The following is an 18,486-nucleotide window of genomic DNA, read 5'->3' on the forward strand; positions in this document are numbered from 1 at the left end:
CGCTTCTCCAGTTTTTCTATGAAATCTGTAGGGTTATGACAACTTCGCGACAAATTGCTGTCCAAGGCACTCAACACCATAGCAAAGCGATGCTGAACGGCCCCTCGCGTAGACGAATTCATCAGGAGCGACCATGCGCTTTTCGCCTGGCCTTGTACTTTTGCTGCCCCTTCTGAGCCCTTTGGCTCACGCCGAATTGATTGATGATGTGTTTGATCGTGGCGAACTGCGCATCGCCCTGGAGGCCAACACGCCGCCGTTCAACTTCAAGGACGGCGACAAGCTCACCGGCTTTGAAGTGGAACTGGGCGAGCAGCTGGCGAAGGAAATGGATGTGCGCCCCTCATTCATCACCACCGATGACGCCGACCTGCTGCCAGGCGTTGAAACCGGCAAGTACGACGTAGCCATCAACCATATCGCTATGACTGCCGAGCTGCAGGATCGTTTCGACTTCAGCGATCCTTATAAGGAAACACCTGAGCTGACCATTCCCTTCCAAAAGGGCAACCCGGCGTTCAAAAACAGCCTGGACAAGGCGTTGCAGCAGGTGAAAGCGGATGGTCGCTTGAAGGCGCTGACGCAGAAGTGGTTTGAAGGCGACACACCGGTCCTCAAGACACCCTAGATCAATTGTGGGAGCGGGCTTGCCCGCGAAGACGGAGTGTCAGTACCAGAAACGGTGACTGACGCACCGCCTTCGCGAGCAAGCCCGCTCCCACATGTTGATTCAAGGGAGGGTTTAGCGTTGGGCCAAGGCCGCAGCCGCCTCAGGCAGCTCCAGCTCACTGAACACCAACACGCCGTGGCGCTTGAGCAACGCCGCCGTCACGCCTTCGCCGCTGACCTTTACGCCAGTGAACGTGCCGTCATAGGTCAGCACGTTGCCGCAGGACGGGCTATTGGCCTTGAGAATGGCGACGCGGATATTGTGGCGTTGCACCAGCGCCAGGGCTTGGCGGGCGCCATCGAGAAAGGCGGCGCTGAAGTCTTCACCTTCAGCGGTCAGCACCTGGGCACGGCCCTCCCACACATCGATGCCCTGCCCGCCCGGGATTTCGGCAGAGGGCCGGGGCGTCGGCAAACCGCCCGAGACCTCCGGGCAGATCGCCACCACACGGCCTTCAGCCTGCCACGCCGCCAATTGATCGAACGGGCCACTGGCGCCGCCGTCGTAGCGCACTTTGTGCCCGAGCAGGCAGCGACTGATCAGAATCTTTTCCATGTTTAAAACGGCTCGTTACCCCGCCGGCGAAACCAGCCGGTCAGGGACAGGCGTTCGCGCGTGGCGGGCAGGACTTCGTGGGGCACCTCCCCGGACAGGAACACCACCAGGCTACCGCCGGTGGGCACCACGTCGTATTCGACGCCGCCCTTGAGGTACATGCGCAGCTGGCCGCCATGTTCGGGCAGCCAGGCGTCGTTCAAGTAGACCACTGCCGAGACCATGCGCCGGTCATCATCGCGAAAGCGGTCCAGGTGCTTGAGGTAAAACGCACCCGGGGGGTACATCGCAAAGTGGCTTTCGAAATCTTCCAGGCCCAGGAACAGCCCGCGGTTCATGGCCGACCGCAGGCTGTCCATCACGCCCATGTAGGTCTCGCAGACCGCTGCATCACCCTCTTCCAACCATTGGATACGGTCACCGCGAATACCCTCGCGAATCTCCTGGGCCGGCCCGCGCCCTACGGCTGCGGGTGCCAATTCCCCCTCAGCCGCACGTTTACGGCACTCAGCCGCCAGTTCCAGGGTCAGAGCCTGGGGCAGGAAGCCGTTCTGCTGCGACCAGCCTTTTTCAGCCAGGTCGTCGACAATGCGTTGCAGCAGGGGATGATCGAGGGGTATTTGCATGGCGCGCATAGTATCCATACGCCTGTGAATCCGACAGAGCCGCCGAGCGTCTGAATACACTTTAGTCAGGTGACCGATAGGATTTCTCGACAAATCCTACGCCCGACACGGACAATAGTGGCCGACTGACAGGAGTCCATATGCGTCGTTTGTTTTTTTCCGTGCTGATGTTCTGCGTTTTGCCCGCTTGGGCAGACGGCCATGACCAGTTGTACAAGGTCGCCGGCTGGGCCGAACAGCGTGCGCATTTCAATGACGCTCTGAGTGCCGCTCAGCAACGCTACCGCAACAGCCTGCCGCCGGCGGTGTACCAGGCACTGGTGGACAACAGCAATAAACGCTTTGCTGCCCAGGCCGTGGACCAGCGTGCCGAGGCGCAATTGCGCAAGAACCTGGCGGACCCGAAGCCCGCCCTGGCGTTTTTTCAATCACCATTGGGCCGCAAGATTGTCGCCGCCGAGTTGCTGGCCACGCGCCGCGACCAGTTGGCGAAAAACGCCCAAGGCCTGCCGCACATCGAAGCCGATGCCACTCGCAGCCTGATCATCGGCCACCTGGCCCAGGCGCTGCCTGCCCGTGAAGCCGGTGCGGAAGTCAGCCTGGCGATTGCCGGTGTGGCCGCCGACAGCTTGAGCCAGATGATTCCGGGTTTGTTGGGCGGTGGGCAGGCTCAGGGCATGTTGAATGGGCAGCGTGAGCGGCTGATGCAGCAGATCGGCAACGACCTGAACAATACGTTGCTGTACGTCTATCGGGATTTGTCTGACCCGGAACTGGAAGAATTCGCCACGTTTGCCGAGTCGCCGGAAGGTCGGGCGTATTACAAGGCGGCGTTGGCAGCCATTCGCGCAGGGCTTGCCGTCGGCCAGAGCACCTCAAGCCTGTCGCAGTAAAAACTGTGGGAGCTGGCTTGCCTGCGATAGCGGTGGGACAGCACCTCAAAGGCTAACTGACAGATCGCTATCGCGGGCAAGCCCGCTCCCACATTTGGATTGTGTTACTTCAGGCGGTCCGTGAGAAAGCTGAAATACTCTTCGCGAATCGGCGCAATCTCATTCGCCAAATGATGCCTGCCACGCGGGATCATCAACACTTCAGGCTGATCAAACTTGCCCCGCAGCACCTGCAAGTTGTGCTGCCAGTCCACCGTCATGTCTTCCTCACCCTGCACAATCACCGGCCGCCGTGGGCTGCGCGGTGCGGCTTCGATGCGCTTGATCCAGCGTGCCAGCGCGCCCACCCAGGCGGTCGGCAAGTGGCGCGGCTGCAGCGGGTCAGCCTCCAGGAACGGTTTGAACGCAGGGTCGTTGGTGTTCTCGCTGAACCGCCGCGCGATGCCTTTGACGAAGGGCCGCAGCAGGTAATAGCTGACCTGCGACCAACCCCACGCACGCGGGCGCACCAAGGGTGACAGCAGGAAGGTCTTGCCCTGCGCCGGGGTGTCGGCGCCGTGATGGAGCACATGGTCCACCACCACTGCGCCGCCGGTGCTTTGCCCGAACAGATGCCAGGGCTGGGGCAGTTGCAGCGCCGTGGCCTGGGCAAACAGCGCCTGCACCACGTTCTGGTACACCGCAAAATCATCGATGCTGGCGCGTGCGCCGCTGGACAGGCCATGGCCGGGCAGATCGCAGGCAATCACCACGCAGCCTTGGTCCAGCGCCCAGTCCACCACATGGCGGTACAGACCCATATGGTCGTAGAAGCCGTGGAACACGAACATGGTTGCCACGGGCTGAGGTGGCCACCACACCTGCGCCACCACTTGGAAGCCATCCACATCGAAACGCCCCAGGCGGCTCACCGCCGGTACTTTGCGCGCGGCCAGGTCCAGCCCGTAGAAGCGCTGGTAGACCCGCGCCTCGGCGCTGAGCGGTTGCGCATCCACAAGTGGCCGCAAGCTTTCGCGCAGATGATCGGGGTCAAAGCTCACAGGCATAAAGGGTTCCAGACTGACGGTGAAGATGAATATCGAGCTGCGATATTCATCTGTCAGGACAAGCATGGCAAGCTACGCGACCTTCGAGGATTGATCTGAATGCGACAGCCCTACCGTTCCGCCTTGTTCGCCAGCCTGATCCTGGTCATCTGCGCCGGCGTGCTGTGGGCGGCGTATGACTGGTTCCAGGGTCGCTACCTGCGCGCATTCAGTGAGCACACGGCGGTGTTTTCCGGCGACGCACTGCGCCTGCCCGCCGAACTTGCCGGCCCAGGCCCGATTCGCCTGGTGCACTTCTGGGACCCGGCCTGCCCGTGCAACGTTGGCAACCAGCAACACCTGGGCGAGTTGATCGAGCACTACGCGCCCCAAGGCGTCGAGTTCTACGCCCTGCAAAAGGCCGGCAGCCACGGCCAACTGCCCGACAACCTGCGCAAGATGAAACCCCTCGATGCCCTGTCCGGTGCCGAGCAGATACCGGCCACGCCTGCCGTCGGAATCTGGGACCAAAGCGGCAAACTTGCGTATTTCGGGCCGTACAGCGAAGGGCTCACGTGCAATTCCAGCAACAGTTTTATCGAGCCGATCCTGCAAGCCCTTGAAGCCGGCCGCGAGGTCGATGCCACCCATACGTTGGCGGTGGGCTGCTATTGCGAGTGGCGTGCGGCGCCCTCTGCCCCCTAAGACTTAACGCGACCGGCCATTCATCCACTAACCCTCTTCCCCGCCTCGGCCTACGCACGAAAGTTAATAGAAACGCCTCCACACAATTACTCGACGCATTCAAAACTTGGCTGCACTACAGTGCAGATGCTCATCTCTTAAAGAGCGAACAACTAACTTTATACACACGAGCATGGAATGGCTCGTGCTGGCACGTCAAATGAGGGAATGCATCAATGCCATATAGACCCGGGGATACTGTTTTCCTAGGAGAAACAAGAATAACTGCTTATAGAGAGCAAACATTTGGCCCAAATAACGGAGGAGGATATGACGATTTCTCAGGCAGCCTAGAAGCACGAAGAATCGGCTCCGCAACCCGTAACTACATTCTGGAAAAGTTTCCACCGCTCGTAGCGGCCGCAGTAAGAAATCAAGAAACCCTCTATTCAACCAAACTGGGGGCTTTGGCCACATCCATAGATAACAGTCTTTCTGCCATCAGGGAAAAGATGGCGAATACTGCCTTAACGGCTATCGAGGCATTAAATCAGGAACGATCAATCAGAGAAACACTGCTTGCTGAAAAATCAGCAGCGATAACAACGCAGATAGCCACTGCAAACAGCTATTACCGCTCCAACTTCTTTAGCCGGCGCGTCAGCGACTTCATGAGAATAGCTACCTCCGACAGCATGATTTTTGCCAACCCAGACAAAAACTTCCAAAATTGGCAAAACTCCTTACACGCCGCCTATGCTGCCAAACTCCTGAATGATGAAATCACGTACCTGACGCAACAGATCGCGTGGCTGACAGCTCAAGTCGAACAAGCCAAGGCTGCTGAAGCTGCCGAGCAAGCTCAACTTTTAGCACAGGCACAGACCCTCCGGGCGGCAAACACGTTCAGGGTTTCCGCGCTGCCAGTAGGTGCGCAACTCAGTACCACAGCAGGCTCAATTGCATTGACTGCTGGCTCTTCGCTAACGCTGGATACAGCCATTCAAGCGGCGATCCAGGCCCTGAGAGGGCTTGCCGCGACCGCACTGGACCGGGCAACGGGAGTGGGCATTGGCTTACTGCTGTATTCACCGGCACTGGGTAACAGCGACCTTTACCCAACGGCAATGAGCATTCCCGCCGCAGGATTGGCACCGCAACTGCCGGGCAACTTACCGGAAATCGCCGCCGCTGGCGGGACTGTGGATATGCCGTATCGTATTTACGGAGACCGCACCCAGTATTCCCTGATCGCACCCCCTGTCGGCGATCGAGCTGCAGCAAAGGTGCCCGTAAGAGCGCTGACACTGGACCCTTCGCTCAACGCCTACACCTTCACCTCAGCCGACACACCACCTCGAACACTGGTGTTTCCCATTGCGGCACCCGGCAACAGCTCGACCACATCCCCCGCCCAACCAATGGATGTGCCTGCCTATTCAGGTGTTACGTTGACACCGATTGCGGCGACGACCGAAGTGCTGCCAGAGGTTGACCCGCTGGATATTCGCGATGCAATTTATGTGTTTCCTGCGGGGTCGGGTATTGCGCCTGTATATCTCGTATTCAGTGAATCGCTCGACGCAGGCCGTTTCACCCGAAAACAGCTGGACAAAAAGTATCTAAAACACGCGTCTGACTTTGGCATTGATGACACTAGGAAGAACAGTGATACCTTGACCAAATTCAGGGACGCCATTAACAGGCATCTGGAGGACCAGGAAACTGTTCCCAAAGGAACTTATCTACTAGCAGAAGGCTCGTCGGTATATTTCAACCCTAAAACTAATAATGTCGTAATACTTGATAAAAATGGTAATTTTTTATCTGGATGGAAAATTGAGCCAGGCACCCAACAATTTATAAACTATGTTGAGAAAGGAAATTTGAGATGAGCAAAAGCTTAATTGAATTCGCCAAGCATTTTGTCAACTCGGCAATAGATGCAGATACCTTCGCCGCCTCATACATGACGATGTGGAAAGGAGAGCGAGATGCGGGTCTACTAACGACTGACGGAGAGAAAGTCGACGAGGCATCATCCACCATTTTTTCATTGGCTGATTGCTACAACCCAGAGAGTGACCGCGATGAGTACGAACTGGATGAGCTGCAACTTCGCAAAAAAATAAAAAACACTCTGGCGGAATTCAATCTTCAATAACGCCCATTAACACTGAAGAAAACAACTCGGCCCCTTGGGTTAGCAGTTATCACTGCGCAAGAGTACAAGGCCCAGTCCTGGGACTTGTACTCTACCGCGCCCGCCTACCTCCTCCAGAATCCCTAAGACGCCGTACTGGGCCCAAACCTCATAGTCAGTCACGGCTACGCGGCCCTACCCCAAACTGAACACAGGCTGTTCAACTGGCAAACTCCAATCACCCGATCAACAGCCTGTTGTATCGTAGGATTTCGCAGAGTTTGTAAGCATAGGAATACATGAGCCAGTTAACCATCATCCTCTGGATGCTCAACGTTATCGTTGACACGTCCGGCCAACTGGCCTTTAAAGCCGCCGCCTCGGCCAGCGCCGAACATGACGGGCTGGCTCACTGGAAGCACATGCTCAAGCGTCCGTGGATCTGGCTCGGCGTGATCTGTTATGTCTTCGAATTCGTGTTGTGGCTGGCGTTCCTGACACTCGTGCCGCTGTCGGTGGGTGTGATGCTGGGTTCGATCAATATTGTCGTGATCATGATTGCCGGGCGTTTTCTGTTCAAAGAGCGCCTGAGCAAATGGCGCCTGATCGGCATCATGCTGATCGCCTGTGGCGTGACTGTCGTAGGGTTTGAATGATGAAACGTTTCTATATCCTGGGTTTTCTCGCGCTGATCATTTTCGACACGTTGGCGCAGGTCAGCTTCAAATTCGCCTCGGTGCATGCCGAGCCCCTGACGATGGATGCAGCCTGGCTGATTCGCGTGTTCGGCGCGCCGTGGATCTACGGCGCCTTCGTCGGCTATATCGGCGCGTTCTTCACCTGGATGACGCTGCTCAAATACGCACCGGTGGGCCCGGCGTTTGCCGCCTCCCACCTGGAGCTGATCAGCGTGACGCTGATCTCCGTGTGGCTGTTCGATGACACCCTGACACTGCCTAAAATCATTGGCGGCGCGTTGATTATTGCGGGCATTCTCTGCCTGGCGCGCAGCGAAGACAAAGAGAGCAAGCAGCTTGAGGTCGAGCCGTCGCAGGCCCCGGCGTGATGAGCCGCCATTGGGAAATCCCGCCAACTGCGGGGCTTCCTTTGCGCTGGCAAGATTTACTCGCACGCTCGGGCAACCTGGCCGAATTGCTGGCCCGCCAATTCTCTATCCCACTGCCAGCACTGCCCTGCTCCGGCACGGCGGCGCTGATCATCGCGCTGCGCACCTTGCAGCAACGCATGCCCGGCCGCACCCAACTTATCGTGCCCGCCTACACCTGCCCGCTGGTGGCACTGGCCGCCTATTACTGCCCGCCATTGCGTGTGGTGCCTTGCGATCTACAGCCCGACAGCATTGACCTGGATGAACAGCAACTGACGCAGTTGTGCGACGAGAACACCCTGGCCGTGGTGGTCACTCACTTGGCAGGACGTGTGGCCGATGTCGATACCGCCAAGCGCATTGCCGGGGCTGTCGGCGCGGCGGTCATCGAGGACGCTGCGCAAGCCATGGGCGCGCTCGACGGTGGCCACAGCGTTGGGCTCAAAGGTGATGTGGGGTTTTTCAGCATGGCGCTGGGCAAAGGCCTGACGACGGCCGAAGGTGGCGTGCTGTTCAGCCGCGACCCGGTGCTGCATCAGGCGCTGCACCGGCAATGCCGGCAGGACCTGCCATTCAGCCTGCGCTGGGAGCTGCAACGCACCGCTGAACTGTGGGGTTACGCCCTGGCCTATCAGCCGCGCGGTTTGTACTACGTGTACGGCAAAGGGTTGCGTGCGGCGCTGGCGCAAGGCGATGAAGTGGCCGCCGTGGGCGACGACTTTTCGGTCAATGACATCCCGCTACACCGCCTAGGCGCCTATCGCCAGAAGGTCGGCGCCGCCGCGCTGGCTCGTTTGCCCGATCACCTGCAACAAGGCCGCAACCGGGCACTGCAACGCGCCGCACGCTTGAATGCCTTGCCCGGTGTCTCAGTCGTAATGGACCGGCCGGGGCAGCAAGGCACCTGGCCGTTTCTGATGGTGATGATGCCGTCGGCACACATGCGTGATGCGGCGATGACGCAGCTGTGGACCTCAGGGCTGGGTGTGACCCGCCTGTTTATCCACACCTTGCCGGACTACCCGGCCGTGGCCCCGCTGTTACAGTCTGGCAGCGACATGACCCAGGCCCAAGCCTTCGCCACGCGCACGCTGTCGATCAGCAACAGCCATTGGCTGACCGACGCACACTTCGAAAAGATACTGACCCAACTGAAGGCTATCGTCGCCAGCCTTGATTGATGCGCGCCACCAACCGGCTGTTCAACGCGTTCTGCTGCTGTTGCCAGATCTGCACCTGCGCCTCAGGCAACGCTTCCTGACCATCGGAGGCGCTTAGCCAGCGCTTGAACTTGCTTTCATAGTGATAGGCCGACACATCGCCGGTAATGTCCGCGCCGATGATCCGCCCCTCGCAGGCGTCGATCAGCTCGTTCAAGTGTTGCTCCAGAAACTCACCCTGATCCCAATTGGTGTTGACCACCTCGGGGCTCAACACGTCTTTGTCGATCGACAGGTACACCGGCAGCGAACGGTCAAACTGCGCCAGGAACGCGCGCATCAATTCATCCGGATGACTGAACGCGCGATTGCTGCGACCGGCGCCGACCCAGTTCATCCAGCGCGTGTCGACGTTGATATTCCAGTAGGTCAATTTGCGCTTGAGCAGCGGCGACCAGTGATTCTCCCAGGCATGGCCCAGGCCGATATCCTGCGAGCCGATACCCAGCACATGCACGTGCTCGACCTGCGGCAACCGGCTGGCCCAGTAGACCCACGAACCGCAGTGAATGCCGAATGGATAGCGCATGTTGTCCGGATGGTTGTCGCAAATGATCAGCTGGAACTTCTGCTGGCTGGGCAGTCGGTTCAGCAACAACTGGCTGAGGTGGTGATAGTCGCCGCTGCCGGTAAACACACAGCCATAGTCGCCGGGCATCTGTGCGTGCAGGGCCGTCTCCAGCTCCCGGAACTGCGCCCAACGGCAGCCGAAGCGGATTTTTTCCTGCCAGGCCTGCAGTGGCAGGGTCAGTGCGCCGGGAATGTCACTGACGGCGCCGTCGAAATCCAGAATCAGCGGCGGTCGATCCTGGCTCATGAAGTGTACTCCTGTTGCCACTGGGCATCGCTTTCAAAGTGATGGCGGAACCGGTTGCCCAGTTTGCGCAACAGCGGGTTACGCACCCAGACCAGGTGGCGGGTGAAGGTGAAGTCGGCGCCGAGGCTGGCCTTGACCTGTGGGTCGGTCCAGCCGGCCACGTAAAACTTCAGCCCATTGGCCACCGCGTACTCCAGGTTCACAAACCAGCTGACAAAGTACAGGTTGAACTCCAGCGCTTGCGGGTAGTTGAGGCCGATGTACTTGTCGAGCAGCTTGTCGCCCTCCACGTAGCACAGGTTGTAGCCGATCAGTTCGTCGCAGTGCCAGTAACAGAACACCCGCCCGCTGCTGCTGGCGTCCCGCAGCACGCCACGGAAGAACTCCGGCGTGAGCAGGTCAAAATGGATCTCGCTCTGGTCGTAGACGGCCCGGTACAGCGCGTACAACTGCGCGAGCCAGGCGTCATCGTCGAAACGCTCATCGCCGGTTTCCAGGATTTCCACGTGCATCGCCTCACGGCTGCGCAGTTTGCGGCGGATATTGCGCCGACGGCTGTGGGACAAGCGCGCGAGGTATTCGTCGACCGTGCTGAAGTTGATCGGTACATACGCCAGCGCCTGGCCTTCCAGGCTGATGAAGCCGCGTCGGGTGCAGTCATCGATCAGAGCCTGCGCGTAGCGGTTGTCCGCGTCGCTGAGCAGCGGCGAGTTGCAGGGCACGTCTTTGATGACGGTGAGTCTGCGCTGGGGTGCGCACTCATGTTGCAGCCACTGCGCCAGAGCCTGAGGCGAAACGGCCTGGGGGAACGGCGAGTATTCGCTGACCGTGGTGCCGACAAAGCAGCTGTCGATCCGCAGCCACGCATTCCAGAGCGTATAACCAGGCCAGTTGCGCACACGCTTCACGAACGCGTCGTCGGCGGTGGTCAGCAGGTCGAAGGGGGTGAAGAAGTACGGCAGGCCCTGTTCGGACAGGTGCACGTCAAAGCCCACTGGCGGGTGCTGCAAAAAGCGCCCGATCAGCGATGGCGCCTCCAGGCAGCACGCGTAGGTAGCCTCGGGGCGGCTGGAGTCTGACAGTGGTTGCGTGGCGCAAGTCATGACAAAAAGCTCAAAGATGACAGGTGGGATAATACTGCCTATGGGGTGTTCTCCACTTGAACCTCGGCTGTCGGCAAGGCACATCAGCATTTCCCTCAGCACCCGTCAAAAACCTATTAGACTCCGCTGACTTGAAAGGTGAATGACCAAGGACCGTCCATGAAACGCAGCCTGACCGTGCTCGCTCTGCTGATTGCCGCCCTCATGGCCGGCGCTGGCGGGTATGTCTACAGCAAGCAACCCACCCGCCAGGGCACCGAAACGCTGGCCAACCTGCAAAGCACAGTCACCGTGCGCTACGACGACCGGGGTGTGCCGCACATTCGCGCCGAGAACGAAACCGACCTCTACCGCGCCCTGGGTTACGTGCATGCCCAGGACCGGCTGTTCCAGATGGAGATCATGCGGCGCCTGGCCCGAGGCGAACTGGCCGAGGTGCTCGGGCCCAAGCTGCTGGACACCGACAAGTTGTTCCGCAGCCTGCGTATTCGCGAACGCGCCTTGAGTTACGTGGAGCACATCGACCACGACTCGAAGGCATGGAAGGCCTTGCAAGCCTACCTGGACGGCATCAACCAGTATCAGGACAGCCACGCCAGCCCGATGGAGTTCGACGTGCTGGGCATCGCCAAGCGGCCGTTCACTGCCGAGGACACCATCAGCGTTGCCGGGTACATGGCCTACAGCTTTGCCGCCGCGTTTCGTACCGAGCCGCTGCTGACTTACGTACGCGACCAGCTGGGCAGCGACTACCTGAAAGTCTTCGACCTGGACTGGCAGCCCAAAGGCGCGCTCAACCTTGCCGCCAGCGACTGGAACACCCTCGGCGCAATCGCCTCGTTGAGCGAGCAAGCCCTGGCCGACAATGGCCTGCCACAGTTCGAAGGCAGCAACGCCTGGGCCATCAGTGGCAGCCGTACCAAAAGTGGCAAGCCCTTGCTGGCGGGTGACCCGCATATTCGTTTCTCGGTGCCGTCGGTGTGGTACGAGGCGCAGCTGTCGGCGCCGGGCTTTGAGCTGTACGGTTATCACAACGCGCTGGTGCCGGTGGCGTTCCTGGGCCACAACCTGGATTTCGGCTGGAGCCTGACCATGTTCCAGAACGATGACCTCGACCTGATCGCCGAAAAGGTCAACCCGGACAACCCCAATCAAGTCTGGTACCACGGCCAATGGGTCAACATGACCAGCAGCGAGCAGCAGATTGCGGTGAAGGGCGAGGCACCGGTGACCCTCACCCTGCGCCAGTCGCCCCACGGCCCGATCATCAATGACGTGCTCGGCGAAAATGCCGGCAAGACGCCGATTGCCATGTGGTGGGCATTCCTGGACACCGAAAACCCGATTCTCGAGGGCTTCTACCAACTCAACCGCGCCGACACGCTGGCCAAGGCGCGCGCGGCGGCGGCGCTGGTTTCTGCACCCGGCCTGAATATCGTGTGGGCCAACGCCAAAGGCGATATCGGCTGGTGGGCGGCGGCGCAACTGCCGGTGCGCCCGGCTGGCGTGAATGCCGGGTTTATCCTCGACGGCAGCACCGCCCAGGCCGACAAGCTGGGCTTTTACCCGTTCAGCGCCAACCCGCAGGAGGAAAACCCGGCGCGCGGTTATGTGGTGTCGGCCAATGCCCAGCCAGTGTCGCCCACCGGTATGGAGATTCCCGGTTATTACAACCTGGCCGACCGTGGCCAGCAGTTGAACACGCAGTTGAGCGACAAGAGCGTGAAATGGGACGTGACCAACAGCCAGGCCTTGCAACTGGGCACCACCACCGCCTATGGCCCACGCTTGCTGGCGCCACTTTTGCCGGTGCTGCGTGAGGTGGTCAAAGACCCGGCGCAGTTGCAACTGGTGGAGCAACTGGCCGCCTGGAAAGGTGATTACCCGCTGGAGTCCACCAGCGCCACGCTGTTCAACCAGTTCCTGTTCAACCTCACGGACGCGGCGTTTCACCCGAAACTCGGCGACGGCATGTTCAAGACCCTGCTCACTACGCGCGTGATCGATGCGGCATTGCCACGCCTGGCCGCCTCGCCGGACTCGCCATGGTGGAACGGCTCGCGTGCGGACACCGTCAAGCTCGCCTGGGACAACAGCCTGGCGCACCTCAAGGCCACTTTCGGCGATGACCCAACACAGTGGCAATGGGGCAAGGCGCATACCCTGACCCAGGGCCACCCGCTGGGGCAGCAAAAACCGTTGGATAAAATCTTCAACGTCGGCCCGCTCCCCGCACCCGGCACCCACGAAGTGCCGAACAACCAGTCCGCCATGATTGGCCCGGCACCCTGGCCAGTGACGTACGGCCCATCGACCCGGCGCCTGATCGACTTCGCCGACCCGGCTCACGCCCTGACCATCAACCCGGTGGGGCAAAGCGGCGTGCCGTTTGACTCGCACTATGACGACCAGGCGCAAACCTACATCGAAGGCGGCTACGAACAGGCGCATTTCAGCGATGAGGAAGTGACGGCGAATACCCGGGGTACGTTGAAGCTGTTGCCAGCGCGGTAATACCGATCACTGTGGGCTGGTTTTTGTGGGCGCTGGCTTGCCTGCGATGCAAGCCGCTCGGTGTTACTGATAGACGGCGGTGATGCTATCGCAGGCAAGCCAGCTCCCACACAAGCCTGCGCCAGCCTACGACACACTCAAACCGGCGCCGCAAAGTTAAGTCGGAACTGTTGCGGCGTTACGCCCAGCCGGCGGTTGAACACGCTGCGCATGTGCTGGGCGTCGCGAAACCCGCATTGATAGGCCACGGTCTTCAGCGGCGCAGGGCTGCTTTCGAGCATCACCCGCGCCGCGTCCACCCGTGCCCGCTCGACGAACTCGGCCGGGGTGATGCGCGCCTCACGGGCAAACACCCGCGAGAAATTGCGCGCGCTCATATTGGCCGCCTTGGCCAGGTCGGCGATGGTCAAATCACCGGTCAGGTTCGCCAGCACGTACAACTGCACCAACGCCACCGCCGAAGTGCTTTCGGCGTGGGGCGTCAGGAATGGACTGAACTGCGACTGCCCGCCCGAGCGCTGGGTAAACACCACCAGGCGTTTGGCCACGCTCAGCGCGACTTCCGGACCGTGGTCCTGGGCCAGCAGAAACAGCGACAAGTCGATGCCCGCCGTGACCCCGGCCGAGGTGTAGAGGTTGCCGTCCTGCACGTAGAGGCGGTCGGCGTCGACCTGGGCCGAGGGGCACAGGCGCGCCAGGTCGGCGGCATCGTTCCAGTGGGTGGTGACGGTTTTGCCGTCCAGCAATCCGGCTCGCGCCAGCATGAAGGCGCCGTTGCAGATCGAGCCGAAACGCTGCGCCCGGGCGGCGGCGGCGCGTAGCCAGTCATCAAACTGCGCACCGAAATCCTCGAAGGGCAATTGCGGGCCACCGGCGACCAGCAGCAAGTCGTAGCCTTGCACGGCTTCGCTGTAATGCCGGTGGGCCTGCAGCGACAAGCCATTGGAGGCGGCCAGGGTGCCGTGGCCCAGGCCGAGCACTTCAAGCTGGTAGTGGTCTTGCGGCGGCAGAAAACGGTTGGCCTCGCAGAACACATCCATGGGGCCGGTCACGTCCAGTGACTGGACGCCGGGGAAGATCAGGATGGCGACGGTTTTGCCCATGCTGCAAACACCTTTTCTAACTGAATAAATGCAAAAGCCCTGTGGGAGCTGGCTTGCCTGCGATGGCATCACCTCAGTCTAACTGACAGACCGAGTCGCCAGCATCGCAGGCAAGCCAGCTCCCACAGTTGACCGTGTACAGCCTTGGCACGATGTAGCGCCACTTTGGCCGACATCGCATCCTCACCGCGATAGCCCCCTCGCGCAGGCGCGACCAGACTGGACTCATCGGCGCCACCCCCGGCGCTTTGTTGAGGAGAACGACCATGAGCACTACCATCGCCGGCATCCGGATCCCGGACAGCGCCTTGGCCAAGGCCACCACCGAGTACATCCGCGACGTCGAATCCGACCTGCTCTACCACCACTCTCGCCGCGTGTTCCTGTTCGGCGCCTTGAGCGGTGAGCGCAAGCAGCTGGCCTACAACCCGGAGCTGCTTTACGTCGGCGCCATGTTCCATGACCTGGGCCTGGTTGAAGGCCATCGCAGCGACAACGAGCGTTTCGAAGTGGACGGCGCCAACGCCGCCGCCGTGTTTCTCAAGCCGTACGGGCTGAGCGATGACGATATCGAGCAGGTGTGGCTGTCCATCGCCCTGCACACCACGCCGGGCGTGCCGCAGCACCTGCGCCCGACCGTGGCGCTGGTGACTGCCGGTGTCGAGATGGACGTACTGGGCATGGACTACGCCGCGTTTTCCAGCGTGCAGCGCGAAGCCGTGGTGCATGCGCATCCACGCGGTGAAGGGTTCAAGGAGTGCATTATCTGCGCGTTTGCCGACGGCTTGCGCCATCGCCCGCAGACCACGTTCGGCAACGTGAAGACCGACGTGCTGGTGGATCAGGAGCCGGGGTTCAAGCCGATGAATTTTGTCGAGGTGATTCGTAAGTCGCCGTGGGTTGCCTGAAACCCAATTTTACAAACACTGCAAAACGACTGTGGGAGCTGGCTTGCCTGCGATGAGGCCCTGTCAGTCGACTCATCTGTCGACTGACACACCGCTATCGCAGGCAAGCCAGCTCCCACATTTTTTACTCCACTGCGCCAGTTAGACCGGCGCAGGCGCCCGGCGCTTGTCCGGCTGCTGCCAGCCGTCCGCTGCCGCTTCTTCAATCGCTTGCTGAATGGCTTTCTTGCGGTGCTCTTCGGCACGGCGGCTGAAGAACCACACCAGGAAGGTCACCAGCGACACCGCCAACAGAATCAGGCTGGCCACGGCGTTGATCTCGGGTTTAACCCCAAGGCGCACGGCCGAGAACACTTCCATCGGCAAGGTGGTCGAGCCGGGGCCCGACACGAAGCTGGCCAGTACCAGGTCATCCAGCGACAGCGCGAACGACATCATGCCGCCCGCCGCCAACGACGGCGCGATCATCGGGATGGTGATCAGAAAGAACACCTTCCAGGGCCGCGCCCCCAGGTCCATCGCCGCTTCTTCAATCGACAGGTCCAGCTCACGCAAGCGCGCCGACACCACCACCGCCACATACGCCGCACAGAACGTGGTGTGGGCGATCCAGATGGTGACGATGCCACGCTCCTGGGGCCAGCCGATCATCTGCGCCATGGCCACGAACAGCAGCAACAGCGACAGACCGGTGATCACCTCGGGCATGACCAGCGGCGCCGTCACCAGGCCGCCAAACAGCGTGCGGCCCTTGAAGTGGCTGATGCGCGTCAGCACGAACGCCGCCAACGTACCCAGCGCCACGGCGGCCACCGCCGTATAGCAGGCGATTTCCAGGGAGCGTGCCACCGAGCCCATCAACTGGGTGTTGTCCAGCAGGCCCACGTACCACTTGATCGACCAACCGCCCCACACCGTCACCAGCTTGGATTCGTTGAACGAGTAGATCACCAGGATCAGCATCGGCAGGTAGATGAACAGCAACCCCGCCACCAGCATGAAACTCGAGAAACTGAAGCGCTTCATATCTTGCCCTCCATCTCTTTGGCTTGGCTGCGGTTAAACAGGATGATCGGCACGATCAGGATCGCCAGCATCACCACCGCCAGGGCAGACGCCACCGGCCAGTCACGGTTGTTGAAGAATTCTTGCCACAGCACTTTACCGATCATCAGCGTTTCCGGGCCGCCGAGCAGCTCCGGGATCACGAACTCGCCCACCACCGGAATGAACACCAGCATGCAGCCGGCGATGATGCCGTTCTTGGACAGCGGCACGGTGATTTTCCAGAAGCTGTTGAAGGTGCTCGAGCCCAGGTCGGACGCGGCTTCCAGCAGGCTCTGGTCGTGTTTGACCAGGTTGGCGTACAGCGGCAGGATCATGAACGGCAGGTACGAATAGACCACGCCGATGTACACCGCGATGTTGGTGTTGAGGATCTGCAGCGGTTCGTTGATCAGCCCCATGGACATCAGGAAACCGTTGAGCAAGCCGTTGTTGCTGAGGATGCCCATCCACGCATACACGCGGATCAGAATCGCGGTCCAGGTCGGCATCATGATCAGCAGCACCAGCACGGTCTGCATCTCTTTGCGTGCGCTGGCAATGGCGTAGGCCATCGGATAGCCGATCAACAGGCACAAAATCGTGCTGAAAAACGCCATCTTCAGCGAGCCCAGGTACGCGGCGATGTACAACTCGTCGTCGCCGAGCATCGCGTAGTTGCCCAGGTTGAGCACCAGTTGCAGCTTTTGTTCAACGAAGGTGTAGATCTCGGTGTAAGGCGGGATCGCTACGTCGGCTTCGGCAAAGCTGATCTTCAAGACGATGAAGAACGGCAGCGCGAAAAACAGGAACAGCCAGAGGAAAGGGATCCCGATGACCACATGCCGGCCACCGGGTGTTATTCGTTGCAGCTGGCGTTTGAACTTCTTCATATTCATGAGCGAAGCACCACGCCGCTGTCGTCTTCCCACCACACGTACACCTGGTCACCCCAGGTTGGGCGCTGACCACGGCGCTCGGCGTTGGCGACAAAGGACTGCACCAGCTTGCCGCTCGGCAGCTCGACGTAGAACACCGAGTGGCCGCCCAGGTAGGCGATGTCGTGCACCTTGCCGCTGGACCAGTTGTGTTCGCAGGTCGGCATTTGGGTGGTCACCAGCAGCTTTTCAGGGCGGATGGCGTAGGTCACCGACTTGTCTTCCACGGCAGTCGCGATGCCGTAACCCACGTAGATGTCGCGGTCCAGGTCCGGGCACTTGAGCACCGCGTGGCCTTCGGCGTCGTCCACCACTTGGGTATCGAAGATGTTTACGTTGCCGATGAACTCGCACACCAGGCGGCTGGTTGGCGTTTCGTAGATGTCGATCGGGCTGCCGATCTGCGCGATCCAGCCCAGGTGCATGATCGCAATGCGCTCGGCCATGGTCATGGCCTCTTCCTGGTCGTGGGTCACCATCACGCAGGTCACGCCCACGCGCTCGATGATCTCCACCAACTCCAGTTGCATCTGCGAACGCAGCTTCTTGTCGAGGGCGCCCATCGGCTCATCGAGCAGCAGCAGTTTCGGGCGCTTGGCCAGCGAGCGAGCCAGTGCCACACGCTGACGCTGACCACCCGACAGTTGATGCGGCTTGCGCTTGGCGTACTGGCTCATCTGCACCAGCTTGAGCATCTCGGCCACGCGCGCGTCGACTTCAGCCTTGGGGATCTTGTCCTGCTGCAGGCCGAACGCGATGTTCTGCGCGACCGTCATGTGCGGGAACAAGGCGTAGGACTGGAACATCATGTTGATCGGCCGCTCGTACGGCGGCATGTCGGTGATGTCCACACCGTCGAGGTAAATGCGACCTTCGGTTGGGCGCTCGAAGCCTGCGAGCATGCGCAGCAAGGTGGATTTGCCCGAACCCGAACCGCCGAGCAAGGCGAAGATCTCGCCTTTCTTGATTTCCAGGGACACATCGTCCACGGCAATCGTCTCGTCGAACTTCTTCGTGACCCGGTCGATTTTGACCAACACCTTTTTCGGTGTCTGGTCGCCCTCGAGGGCTTTCTTATAGGCGCCGGAGGCAACTGCCATTTACGAAACTCCCAACAAAATTTGAGGTTCGCCCA

At 60.4% G+C, this 18,486-nt stretch carries 19 protein-coding genes; 10 read left to right on the forward strand and 9 right to left on the reverse strand.

Annotated elements, in window-relative coordinates; all coding sequences use genetic code 11:
• Positions 1 to 133: 133 nt before the first annotated feature.
• Positions 134 to 628: a transporter substrate-binding domain-containing protein gene (locus ABWL43_RS27710; RefSeq protein WP_404485756.1), complete on the forward strand. Its 495-nt coding sequence runs from the start codon at positions 134 to 136 to the stop codon at positions 626 to 628.
• Between the two features lie 114 nt (positions 629 to 742).
• Here the strand turns inward: ABWL43_RS27710 and ABWL43_RS27715 are convergent, their stop codons facing one another.
• Both ABWL43_RS27715 and ABWL43_RS27720 read right to left on the reverse strand, forming a co-directional pair.
• On the reverse strand, positions 743 to 1,225 hold the full coding sequence (locus ABWL43_RS27715) for a DUF523 domain-containing protein (protein ID WP_404485759.1): 483 nt from the start codon (positions 1,223 to 1,225) through the stop codon (positions 743 to 745).
• A 2-nt stretch (positions 1,226 to 1,227) separates the two neighbouring features.
• Positions 1,228 to 1,860, reverse strand: a complete 633-nt coding sequence (locus ABWL43_RS27720; RefSeq protein ID WP_145158572.1) for a 2OG-Fe(II) oxygenase — start codon at positions 1,858 to 1,860, stop codon at positions 1,228 to 1,230.
• Positions 1,861 to 1,991: 131 nt separating this feature from the next.
• Here ABWL43_RS27720 and ABWL43_RS27725 point away from each other — a divergent pair, with 131 nt between their 5' ends.
• Complete coding sequence (locus ABWL43_RS27725; protein ID WP_106575734.1) at positions 1,992 to 2,744, forward strand: DUF2059 domain-containing protein; 753 nt, start codon at positions 1,992 to 1,994, stop codon at positions 2,742 to 2,744.
• A gap of 104 nt (positions 2,745 to 2,848) precedes the next feature.
• Here the strand turns inward: ABWL43_RS27725 and ABWL43_RS27730 are convergent, their stop codons facing one another.
• Positions 2,849 to 3,790, reverse strand: a complete 942-nt coding sequence (locus ABWL43_RS27730) for an alpha/beta hydrolase (RefSeq protein ID WP_404488498.1) — start codon at positions 3,788 to 3,790, stop codon at positions 2,849 to 2,851.
• Positions 3,791 to 3,889: 99 nt separating this feature from the next.
• On the opposite strand from ABWL43_RS27730, the gene ABWL43_RS27735 reads away from it, so the two are divergent.
• The 6 genes from ABWL43_RS27735 to ABWL43_RS27760 all read left to right on the forward strand — a co-directional run bounded on the left by ABWL43_RS27735 (position 3,890) and on the right by ABWL43_RS27760 (position 8,885).
• Positions 3,890 to 4,474: a DUF6436 domain-containing protein gene (locus ABWL43_RS27735; protein WP_404485762.1), complete on the forward strand. Its 585-nt coding sequence runs from the start codon at positions 3,890 to 3,892 to the stop codon at positions 4,472 to 4,474.
• 215 nt (positions 4,475 to 4,689) lie between these two features.
• Entirely contained in the window at positions 4,690 to 6,348 is a 1,659-nt protein-coding gene (locus ABWL43_RS27740; RefSeq protein ID WP_404485764.1) for an S-type pyocin domain-containing protein, read from the forward strand.
• Positions 6,345 to 6,617, forward strand: a complete 273-nt coding sequence (locus ABWL43_RS27745) for a colicin immunity domain-containing protein (RefSeq protein ID WP_404485767.1) — start codon at positions 6,345 to 6,347, stop codon at positions 6,615 to 6,617. The genes ABWL43_RS27740 and ABWL43_RS27745 overlap by 4 nt, the downstream gene beginning before the upstream one ends.
• 278 nt (positions 6,618 to 6,895) lie before the next feature.
• Positions 6,896 to 7,252: an EamA family transporter gene (locus ABWL43_RS27750; RefSeq protein ID WP_145157859.1), complete on the forward strand. Its 357-nt coding sequence runs from the start codon at positions 6,896 to 6,898 to the stop codon at positions 7,250 to 7,252.
• The gene (locus ABWL43_RS27755; RefSeq protein ID WP_145157862.1) at positions 7,252 to 7,662 is read left to right on the forward strand and encodes a multidrug efflux SMR transporter; all 411 of its coding nucleotides are present in this window, start codon (positions 7,252 to 7,254) and stop codon (positions 7,660 to 7,662) included. Before ABWL43_RS27750 ends, ABWL43_RS27755 begins: the two co-directional genes overlap by 1 nt.
• Complete coding sequence (locus tag ABWL43_RS27760) at positions 7,662 to 8,885, forward strand: DegT/DnrJ/EryC1/StrS family aminotransferase (protein WP_404485771.1); 1,224 nt, start codon at positions 7,662 to 7,664, stop codon at positions 8,883 to 8,885. Before ABWL43_RS27755 ends, ABWL43_RS27760 begins: the two co-directional genes overlap by 1 nt.
• On the opposite strand, the gene ABWL43_RS27765 is transcribed toward ABWL43_RS27760, so the two are convergent.
• Both ABWL43_RS27765 and ABWL43_RS27770 read right to left on the reverse strand, forming a co-directional pair.
• A complete protein-coding gene (locus tag ABWL43_RS27765) occupies positions 8,863 to 9,741 on the reverse strand; it encodes a hypothetical protein (RefSeq protein WP_242199778.1) in 879 nt (292 codons plus the stop codon). The two genes, ABWL43_RS27760 and ABWL43_RS27765, sit on opposite strands and share 23 nt — an antisense overlap.
• Complete coding sequence (locus ABWL43_RS27770) at positions 9,738 to 10,844, reverse strand: GNAT family N-acetyltransferase (RefSeq protein WP_242199776.1); 1,107 nt, start codon at positions 10,842 to 10,844, stop codon at positions 9,738 to 9,740. Before ABWL43_RS27770 ends, ABWL43_RS27765 begins: the two co-directional genes overlap by 4 nt.
• Before the next feature lie 159 nt (positions 10,845 to 11,003).
• On the opposite strand from ABWL43_RS27770, the gene ABWL43_RS27775 reads away from it, so the two are divergent.
• Positions 11,004 to 13,358, forward strand: a complete 2,355-nt coding sequence (locus ABWL43_RS27775) for a penicillin acylase family protein (RefSeq protein WP_404485774.1) — start codon at positions 11,004 to 11,006, stop codon at positions 13,356 to 13,358.
• Between the two features lie 137 nt (positions 13,359 to 13,495).
• Here the strand turns inward: ABWL43_RS27775 and ABWL43_RS27780 are convergent, their stop codons facing one another.
• Positions 13,496 to 14,461, reverse strand: a complete 966-nt coding sequence (locus tag ABWL43_RS27780; RefSeq protein ID WP_242199772.1) for a GlxA family transcriptional regulator — start codon at positions 14,459 to 14,461, stop codon at positions 13,496 to 13,498.
• 266 nt (positions 14,462 to 14,727) lie between these two features.
• On the opposite strand from ABWL43_RS27780, the gene ABWL43_RS27785 reads away from it, so the two are divergent.
• A complete protein-coding gene (locus tag ABWL43_RS27785) occupies positions 14,728 to 15,369 on the forward strand; it encodes an HD domain-containing protein (protein ID WP_404485778.1) in 642 nt (213 codons plus the stop codon).
• Positions 15,370 to 15,510: 141 nt separating this feature from the next.
• On the opposite strand, the gene ABWL43_RS27790 is transcribed toward ABWL43_RS27785, so the two are convergent.
• Genes ABWL43_RS27790 through ABWL43_RS27800 form a run of 3 tightly spaced genes read right to left on the reverse strand, consistent with a single transcriptional unit; the run spans position 15,511 to position 18,451 of the window.
• Positions 15,511 to 16,395: an ABC transporter permease subunit gene (locus ABWL43_RS27790; protein WP_106575745.1), complete on the reverse strand. Its 885-nt coding sequence runs from the start codon at positions 16,393 to 16,395 to the stop codon at positions 15,511 to 15,513.
• Positions 16,392 to 17,312, reverse strand: a complete 921-nt coding sequence (locus tag ABWL43_RS27795; protein ID WP_145157884.1) for an ABC transporter permease subunit — start codon at positions 17,310 to 17,312, stop codon at positions 16,392 to 16,394. Before ABWL43_RS27795 ends, ABWL43_RS27790 begins: the two co-directional genes overlap by 4 nt.
• Positions 17,309 to 18,451, reverse strand: a complete 1,143-nt coding sequence (locus tag ABWL43_RS27800; protein WP_065893882.1) for an ABC transporter ATP-binding protein — start codon at positions 18,449 to 18,451, stop codon at positions 17,309 to 17,311. Before ABWL43_RS27800 ends, ABWL43_RS27795 begins: the two co-directional genes overlap by 4 nt.
• Positions 18,452 to 18,486 lie beyond the last annotated feature (35 nt).

Source organism: Pseudomonas sp. HT11 (genome assembly GCF_044875395.1).
Taxonomy (GTDB): domain Bacteria; phylum Pseudomonadota; class Gammaproteobacteria; order Pseudomonadales; family Pseudomonadaceae; genus Aquipseudomonas.